Annotated in this window: 6 protein-coding genes; 1 reads left to right on the top strand and 5 read right to left on the bottom strand. The window is 59.8% G+C overall.

Going from position 1 to position 7,783, the window contains the following annotated elements:
* Positions 1-255: 255 nt before the first annotated feature.
* From DA373_RS15715 to DA373_RS15700, 4 genes are read right to left on the bottom strand one after another with little or no spacing between them, the layout of a single operon-like run.
* Positions 256-993 carry a helical backbone metal receptor gene (locus tag DA373_RS15715; protein ID WP_107853220.1) on the bottom strand — a complete coding sequence of 246 codons (738 nt, stop codon included), beginning with the start codon at positions 991-993 and terminating at the stop codon, positions 256-258.
* Positions 990-2,591: a glutamate--cysteine ligase gene (gshA, locus tag DA373_RS15710; RefSeq protein WP_107853219.1), complete on the bottom strand. Its 1,602-nt coding sequence runs from the start codon at positions 2,589-2,591 to the stop codon at positions 990-992. The genes DA373_RS15715 and gshA overlap by 4 nt, the downstream gene beginning before the upstream one ends.
* Before the next feature lie 55 nt (positions 2,592-2,646).
* Positions 2,647-5,451: a M16 family metallopeptidase gene (locus tag DA373_RS15705; protein WP_107853218.1), complete on the bottom strand. Its 2,805-nt coding sequence runs from the start codon at positions 5,449-5,451 to the stop codon at positions 2,647-2,649.
* 31 nt (positions 5,452-5,482) lie between these two features.
* Positions 5,483-6,415 carry an NADP-dependent oxidoreductase gene (locus tag DA373_RS15700; protein ID WP_107853217.1) on the bottom strand — a complete coding sequence of 311 codons (933 nt, stop codon included), beginning with the start codon at positions 6,413-6,415 and terminating at the stop codon, positions 5,483-5,485.
* Positions 6,416-6,553: 138 nt separating this feature from the next.
* On the opposite strand from DA373_RS15700, the gene DA373_RS16355 reads away from it, so the two are divergent.
* Positions 6,554-6,721 (top strand): hypothetical protein, encoded by a 168-nt coding sequence (locus DA373_RS16355; protein WP_157953737.1) that lies wholly within the window; start codon positions 6,554-6,556, stop codon positions 6,719-6,721.
* A gap of 147 nt (positions 6,722-6,868) precedes the next feature.
* On the opposite strand, the gene DA373_RS15695 is transcribed toward DA373_RS16355, so the two are convergent.
* Entirely contained in the window at positions 6,869-7,606 is a 738-nt protein-coding gene (locus DA373_RS15695) for a ferredoxin--NADP reductase (RefSeq protein ID WP_107853216.1), read from the bottom strand.
* Between the last annotated feature and the right edge of the window lie 177 nt (positions 7,607-7,783).

The raw sequence follows: 7,783 nt of genomic DNA, 5'->3' as shown, positions 1-7,783 counted from the left end.
GGGTACAAACCGCCGTTCCGGCACATCCGCATGGCGAGCTGGCGAAATGCGCGAAGCCCATTAGCCAGTTATGCGATGCCAAACCGCTGGTTCCAGGAACTGGGTCTGGTTAATCTTGAAGAGGTCAAGACAGGGTATGTGTTCAGCCCACAGGCTGAATAAAAGTAGGCATGAGCCGTATACGAGGTCCGTACGTACGGTTCTGTGAGAGGGATGAGGCGGTAACGCCTCACCCTACTCGATATGAGTGAATCATCAACGTATCAACGACTCCAGAAACCGCAGGCTGCGTATGCCGTACCAGCACAGGGGTTCGCCGTCGACAAGCACGGCGTCCAGCTGCAGCTCGTCCTTTACCTTCGCCAGTTTGCCGGCAAAGGGATAGGGCTCGCTGGCACAGAGCAGCACGGGATTGTGTTGCGCCAGCCAGGCCTGATCCACTTCCGGATAACGATCACCCGGCGTGAGCAGGTTATGGCCCAGATGGGCAAACAGGGAATGAATAAAGGTGTCCCTGCCCACCGTCATCCAGGGTTTGCGCCAGATCAGATACACCCAGGGGCGATCCTCATTCAGCACGGCAGATTCACCGGCATCGGGCAGCAAGGGCAGATCCCCGATTGAGCAATTGAGGGGGGTGGCCAGCGCCCTCCGGTAACGCTCGGCCATATGCCACAGAGCGTCACAGTCCAGCGCCCGGGCCAGCTGCTCCAGCGCCGCCGGCATGCCCTGCACCGAGGTGACATCCGTCGCCACCCAGGGGTAAGGACAGCCGTCGGCCATGGCTTGGGTGTTTTCTTCCCTGTCGAACACCACCATGTCCGGCGCCAGCGCCGCCACTCTTTCCCAGTTCACGTCCTTGGTGCCCCCCACCACGGGAATGGCCTCAACCTGCCCGGCGGGGTGCACACAGTAGCGGGTGCGCCCCACTACCGTGACCCCGGCTTCAAGCAGGGTTTCGGTCCAGGACGGCACCAGGCACACCACTCTCATGCTGCGCCATTCTCAGACTGGCCGAAATAGGCGGCAAGAAAATCATCAAAGCTGACGGCATCCGACTCTTCCAGCTTGCGCTGGCGGGCCTGGGAACGGGCACCTTCCTCGTCGAAGTAGTTATCATCCCAGTACCGGGGACGAGCCTTGGCAAAGTGCTCATTGTAGCGGCGGGACAGCGCCAGCCCGAATGGCAGAATATCGGTGTTGCACTGCTTCAGCTCACTCAGCACTCTGGCCGACAGGGTCTCTTCAGGATTGCGCATGGCCGCCAGCTGCAGCTCGTGAGCCTTGCGGTAACACCCCCGGCCACAGCAGGCATCGAGCAGCGCAGCCACCTCAGCCAGCTCGGCAAAATACTGCTCACCCAGCTCCGCCAGCGGCATGGACTCACCACCAAAGACTTCCAGCATCAGACCCGGCTTGCGTCCTTCCATCACCACCTTGTTGAAATTGCGCCGGTTAAGGGCAATTTCGTCTTCTTCCAGCGGCGCCGACGGGGTCAGCAGGCACCACAGCAGAAAGGTATCGAGAAAACGGATCTGCCCGGGCTCTATCCCCACCGGCGAGAAGGGATTCACATCCACCGAGCGCACTTCAATGTATTCCACGCCTCTGGTGTCCAGCGCCTCGGAAGGCTTTTCACCGCTTTCGGCGGTGCGCTTGGGACGAATGGGCGCATACAGCTCGTTTTCGATCTGCAGCACATTGTCGTTGAGCTGACGGTATTCGCCGTCCACCTTGACGCCGATGCGGGCAAACTCGGGGGCATGGGTGCCAATGGCCCGGCGCAGGCTGCTCACGTATTCATCCAGGCTGTTCAGGGAAATATTGAGCCCGGCCTGGGCATTGTTGGTGTAGCCCAGATCCGACATGCGCAACGAGGTGGCATAAGGCAGGTAAAGCGTGCCCTTGCCAAGGCGCTCAAAGGGCAGCTTGTGCTCTCGTCCCTGCAAAAAGGAGCCGCACAGGGCGGGAGAGGCGCCGAACAGGTAAGGGATCAGCCAGCCAAAGCGATAGAAATTACGTATCAGTCCCAGATAGGCATCGGACACAAAGTCCTGCAGATAGCGGCCGTTGCCTTCCAGCTCGTGCCACTCCACCCAGAAACTGTCGGGCATGGAGAAGTTGAAATGCACACCCGAGATCACCTGCATGCTGCTGCCGTAGCGATGGTGCAGGCCCTGGCGATACAGGGTTTTCATGCGGCCCACATTGGAGCTGCCATATTGCGCCAGAGGAATATGCTCATGCTCTTTCAGCAGGCAGGGCATGCTCAGGGGCCAGAGTTGCTCACCGTCCAGGTGACGCACCGTATAACGGTGAATATCATTGAGCTGGGCCAGCAGGGTTTCCACCGAGTCGGATACCGGCGTAATAAACTCCATCAGGGATTCGGAAAAATCGGTGGTGATATGAGCGTGGCTCAGGGCCGAGCCCAATACCCGAGGGTGCGGGGTTTGTGCCAGCTGGCCGGCGGGGGTAATGCGCAGGCTTTCGCGTTCAATGCCACGCCGAATACCCTTGATGGCCGGCAGTTTGTCGGAACGCTGAAACGCCCGCAGACGATGATGCAGGGAAGCTGTGGTGTTGGTCATTATCATTCGCTCAGTGGCGCGGCGCCATGGCGGCGCCGCGGGAGGCCGGGCCTCGTCATTCAATAGTCAAATCGTGCATGGGAAGATTGAGTTGTGCCAGCGATTTTTCAAGTTTTGTCTTGTCACCGGCCACCACAATGACCATTTTTGCGGGATCAAGCCACTTTTTGGCCTGTTCGGTCAGGGCGTCGGCATCCACCTCAGACACAATTTTCTGTTGTTGCGACAGATAGTCGGGAGAAAGCTCCAGCATGGCCAGATTCAGCAGAAAGCCCGCCTTCTTGCCGAGGGTTTCATAGCTCAGGGCGTCCTGCTGGGAATAGCTGCTCTTGAGGTAAGCCAGCTCTTCCGGCGTGGGGCCTTCGGCCGCAAAGCGGTTCATTTCCTTCAGAATCTCGTCAATGGCGCCGTCGGTGGCATCGCCGCGCACATCCCCCCCCACCACAAACACACCGGCATCCCGGTTGCCGCTGAAGTAGGAATAGGCACCATAGGTGTAGCCCTTGTCTTCACGCAGATTCTGATTGATGCGGCTGTTGAAGTTGCCCCCCAGGTTGTAGTTCATCAGCTGGCCGTAAAAATAGGGACCGGTGGCGTCCACCGGCAGAGCGCGCCGGCCCACCCGCAGCACCGACTGCACCGCCCCGGGCATATCAATCACATAAATGCCGGGCCCGGCAGGCTGCTCGGGCACCTTGACCGCGGGCAGCTCGGGGGCCTTGCCCTGCCACCGGGAAAGAAAGGCAAAGTCCTGTTTGGCCTGCTCAGGCGTCAGATCTCCGGCAATCAGCACATGACCGTTTTTGGGATTGTAATAGCGTTGATAAAACGCCTTTACCTGTTCAATGGTCAGGTTCTTGACCGTTTCCGGCAGACCATCGTCGGGCATCCCCAGGCGGCTGTCGCCATACATCAGCCGGTTAAAGCCCTGGCGCGCCAGCCAGGACGGCTGATTGCGGCTCTGGGCCATGGACTCCAGCAGCCGTGACTTGACCTTGTCCAGATCCGCCTGTCGCAGACCCGGATGAAACAACAGCTCTTCCACCAGCTCAAGAGTCTGGGGCAGGGTCTCGGTCAGGCTGGTCACCTCAATCAGGTTGGTATAGAAACCGTTGCGCACGGTAATACTGGCACCCAGCCGCTCCAGCGCCTCGCTGAAGTCACCGTTGCTGAGCCGCTCTGTGCCCTGGTTCATCATGGCGGCGGTAAGCGCGGCCAGGCCTTCTTCACCCTCCGCCTCGGCCCGCTGCCCGCCGGGCAGCGCCAAGATCACCGATACCGCCGGAATTTCATCATTCACCGTGCCCAGCAGCTGAATATTGTCGCCCAGGGTCTCCCGCCACAGCGGCGGCACCGAAATGGCGACCGGCTCGCCGGCCCCGGGCATTTTGCTGCGATCAAAATCATCCTTCACGGTGCGCAGGGGCAGTTCGTCGATATGCTGCCACTCGGGCAGGTTGCGCTCGGGGGTCACATAATCCGGCTCGGCGGCCTGCCATTCGGTTTTGCCCTTTGGCACCACACTCAGCACCGCGTGAGGCTTGTTCTGAAGATAACGCTGGTAGGCAGCGGTGACTTCATCGGGGGAAGTGGCGGCCAACTGCCGCCAGGCATTGATGGCATAAAGGGGGTCGCCTTTCAGCACCTGCCCCAGCGACAGTTGCCGGGCCTTGCCCTGGGCGCTGTCGAGGCCAAGGATCAAGTCCGCCCTCAGCCCGGTCACCGCCTTGGTCACGTCTTCGGCGTCGATGCCGCGCTCCACAATGCTGTTGATAATGCGCTCCACGTCTTCCTTGAGCGGAGTCAGATCACCGTTTTTCGAGGGATTGGCGTAGGCCCAAATGCTGAAGGTGCAGGCCAGCTCGGAGCAATAGTGCCCGGCGCCGGTGGATACCGCCTTGCCGGTTTCCACCAGCTCCTGATAGAGCAGTGAATTCTTGCCGCCACCCAGCACATTGGCCAGCACATCCAGGGCGGCTTCGTCCTCGTGCCCCAGCCAGACCGTGGGGTAGGACACATACAGCATGGGCATGCGAATACGCGGGTCTTCCAGGGTCTGGTGACGGTTGCGCTCAAGCTTTGCCGGCGCAGGCTCGGCCCGCCTGACCTCGGGGCCAGCGGGAATGGAGCCGAAATATTTTTCCACCCATTCAAGGGTCTGCCCTGTGTCGAAGTCTCCGGAGATCACCAGGGTGGCGTTATTGGGGCCATACCAGCACAGAAAAAAGGCCTTGAGATCGTTCACATCCACCCGATCCAGATCTTCCAGATAGCCGATGGTGGGCCAGCTGTAAGGGTGGTCGCGGGGATAGAGCAGCTCGTCCATGCGCTCGCCCACCAGCCCATAGGGCTGATTGTCGATGCGCTGGGCCCGCTCGTTCTTGACCGTGTCGCGCTGGATCTCGAACTTGCGCTGGCTCACCGCCTCCAGCAAAAAGCCCATGCGGTCGGCCTCCAGCCAGAGCACCTTTTCCAAGTGGTTGGCGGGCACGGTTTCAAAGTAATTGGTCCTGTCCTGATTGGTGGTGCCGTTCATGGTGCCGCCGGCCTCGTTGATCAGGCGAAAATGCTCCTGATCCCCCACATGCTTTGAGCCCTGAAACATCATGTGCTCAAAAAAATGGGCAAAGCCGGTCTGATCAGGCCTTTCACGGGCCGAGCCCACATGGTAGGTCACTTCCACATGTACCAGAGGATCCGAGTGATCCGGGTTGAGCAATACCGTCAGGCCATTGTCGAGCCGGTATTGCTCATAGGGGATCACCAGCTCGTCCTGGCCGGACTCGACTTTTTCCACCAGGGTAGGTGCCGCCTGAGCAGCCAGAGGGCACAACAACAGCAACAAGGACCAATACTTCATGCAGTTTCCTTAAATCAGCAACAACGACCGGTCAGCCCCGCAGCAACAGCTTGCCGCGGGTATGGCCGCTTTCAATCTGACGATGGGCCTCGGCCCCGTCGGCCAGGTCAAAGACCTTGCTTATTTCCACCCGCAACCGGCCTTCGGCCACCGCATCGGCCAGCAGAGCAAGGTGATCGTGATCGTTCTCCTTGAGCATGCCCGAGGCATTCAGACCCAATTCCCCGGCGGCGGCGATCACCTCCTTGGCGGTGATGGTCGGCACTGTGATCACTCGGCCACCCGGTTTCACCTGAGACAAAAGTGACTTGCCGGAAGTTCCCCCCACCAGATCCAGAAACAGATCGACCGGCTCAATGGCAGACACAGCCGCATCATCGTGATAATCCACCACCTCATCGGCTCCCAGGCCTTTTACAAAATCGTGGTTATCACCTGATGCCAGCGCCACCACTGTGGCTCCCAGATCCTTTGCCAGCTGCACCGCCAGGTGCCCTACGCCACCGGCCGCAGCGGAGATCAGCACCCGCTCCCCCGCCTGCAGACAGCCATGATCGGTCAGTCCCTGCCAGGCGGTGGTGCCGGCCAGGGCAAGGCCACCGGCCATATCATCAGCCACGGCATCGGGCAGCGGCATCATGTCATCACAGTTCACCACCAGCTCTTCACTGTAGGCGCCGCCGGCGACCAGGCCGAAGGCGCGATCGCCCGGCAGAAAACGGCACACTTCCGAGCCCACTTCCAGCACTTCCCCCATTACCTCAAAGCCTGGTGACCAGGGCAGCCGGTCTTTAATGGCCTCTGCCCCCCAGCCCAGCCCGGCCCGGGTTTTGGCATCGATCGGGTTTACCCCGGCATAGTGCATTTTCAGCCGCAGCTGATTGGAGGCCAGGGGCGGATGCTCGGCCTCAACCAGTTGCAGTTGCTCGGGACCACCAAAGGCGTTGATGACCAGTTGTTTCATGCTTGGCTCCTTTCCATATGAGGCTTGTATAAGCAGCACATTAACACGGCATGCTGCCTGCCAGAAGGCCGGTTGGCGTGCTGCTTTGCTCTTGCTACAGTGCAATGAAGCATAGACGACAACCCCTGAGGGATGGCCATGACCCGATTGTTTCTGCTGCCGCTGATCCCGGCCCTGCTCTGGTTCTTATTTCTGCAGTATCATCGTATTCCCCTTAAAAAGGGCGCCAAGGGGTTTTACTGGATCATCGGCCTGGGCTGGGGTCTGGCGGGCTTTCTCAGCCTGATGATGGTACTCACCCGCTGAAAACCAGCCGTAAGCTTTAAGCTGTCAGCTATAAGTAACAAAACGGAGCCTGCGGTGATGATGCCATACCTGCTGGTTCTGTAGACAATAGCCCGGCAACCAACTCGGGCGGCTTACAGCTTATAGCTGACCGCTTACAGCTGTCTTTTACCAATAGTTCTCCATCAGGATCTGGCCGGGCTTGCGGCGCAGGTGCTTTTGCAGTCCCTTGGTCTTCAGTTCGGTAATGGTGTCACGCACCATTTGCGGGTTGCCGCAAAGCATCACCCGGCTGTGCTCGGGCGTGAAAGGCAGGCCGGTTTTTCGCTCCAGGCTACCATCACGAATGGCGTGAGTAATACGGCCAGGCAGGGCGCCGTCGGCATGCTCACGGGAGACAAAGGGAATGTACTGAAAGCCCTTGCGGCCTTCGGTAAGTTCGGCAATGCGGCGGCGGTAGCCCAGCTCATCGGCAAAGCGCACCCCGTGCACCAGCACGATATTTTCAAAGTGATCCCAGCAGCCGCCCTCGGCCAGTATGGAGACAAAGGGCCCCACCCCGGTGCCGGTGGCCATCAGCCACAGATCCCGTCCGGGGGGTACTTCATCCAGGGTAAGAAAACCGGTGGCGGTGCGCTGCACCAGCAGCTCGTCGCCTTCTTTCAGGCCGGCCAGATACGGAGTGAGCTGCCCTTCGGGAATGGTGATCAGGTAAAATTCGGGGCTCTGCCCCGGGGCGTTAACATAGGAATAGGCCCGGGCCACTTTTTTCTCGTCGGTGTGCAGGGCCAGCTTGGTGAACTGCCCGGCCTTGAACGGCGCCACCTCGGCGTCCACCACCAGTGAAAACAGATTATCGGACCAGGTTTTACGGGCCTTGACCCGCCCGGTGATCCAGTCTGCCATAGTGCGCCCTCCTGAAGTGTTTCTTCCACTGTAGCCGGAACGCAGGCAATATCGAGTAGGGTGAGGCGTTACCGCCTCATCCCTCTCACAGAACCGTACGTACGGACCTCGTATACGGCTCATGCCTACTTTTATTCAGCCTGTGGGCTGAACACATACCCTGTCCTGACCTCTTCA

The sequence above is a fragment of the Oceanimonas marisflavi genome, from assembly GCF_003049725.1.
GTDB classification, from domain to species: Bacteria; Pseudomonadota; Gammaproteobacteria; order Enterobacterales; family Aeromonadaceae; genus Oceanimonas; species Oceanimonas marisflavi.
This window is presented reverse-complemented; position numbering and strand designations above follow the sequence as displayed.

Coding starts and splice junctions, on each gene's coding strand:
- DA373_RS15705 (WP_107853218.1), bottom strand. CDS start 5,451: ATGAAGTATTGGTCCTTGTTGCTGTTGTTGTGCCCTCTGGCTGCTCAG.
- DA373_RS15695 (WP_107853216.1), bottom strand. CDS start 7,606: ATGGCAGACTGGATCACCGGGCGGGTCAAGGCCCGTAAAACCTGGTCC.
- DA373_RS16355 (WP_157953737.1), top strand. CDS start 6,554: ATGACCCGATTGTTTCTGCTGCCGCTGATCCCGGCCCTGCTCTGGTTC.
- DA373_RS15715 (WP_107853220.1), bottom strand. CDS start 993: ATGAGAGTGGTGTGCCTGGTGCCGTCCTGGACCGAAACCCTGCTTGAA.
- DA373_RS15700 (WP_107853217.1), bottom strand. CDS start 6,415: ATGAAACAACTGGTCATCAACGCCTTTGGTGGTCCCGAGCAACTGCAA.
- gshA (WP_107853219.1), bottom strand. CDS start 2,591: ATGACCAACACCACAGCTTCCCTGCATCATCGTCTGCGGGCGTTTCAG.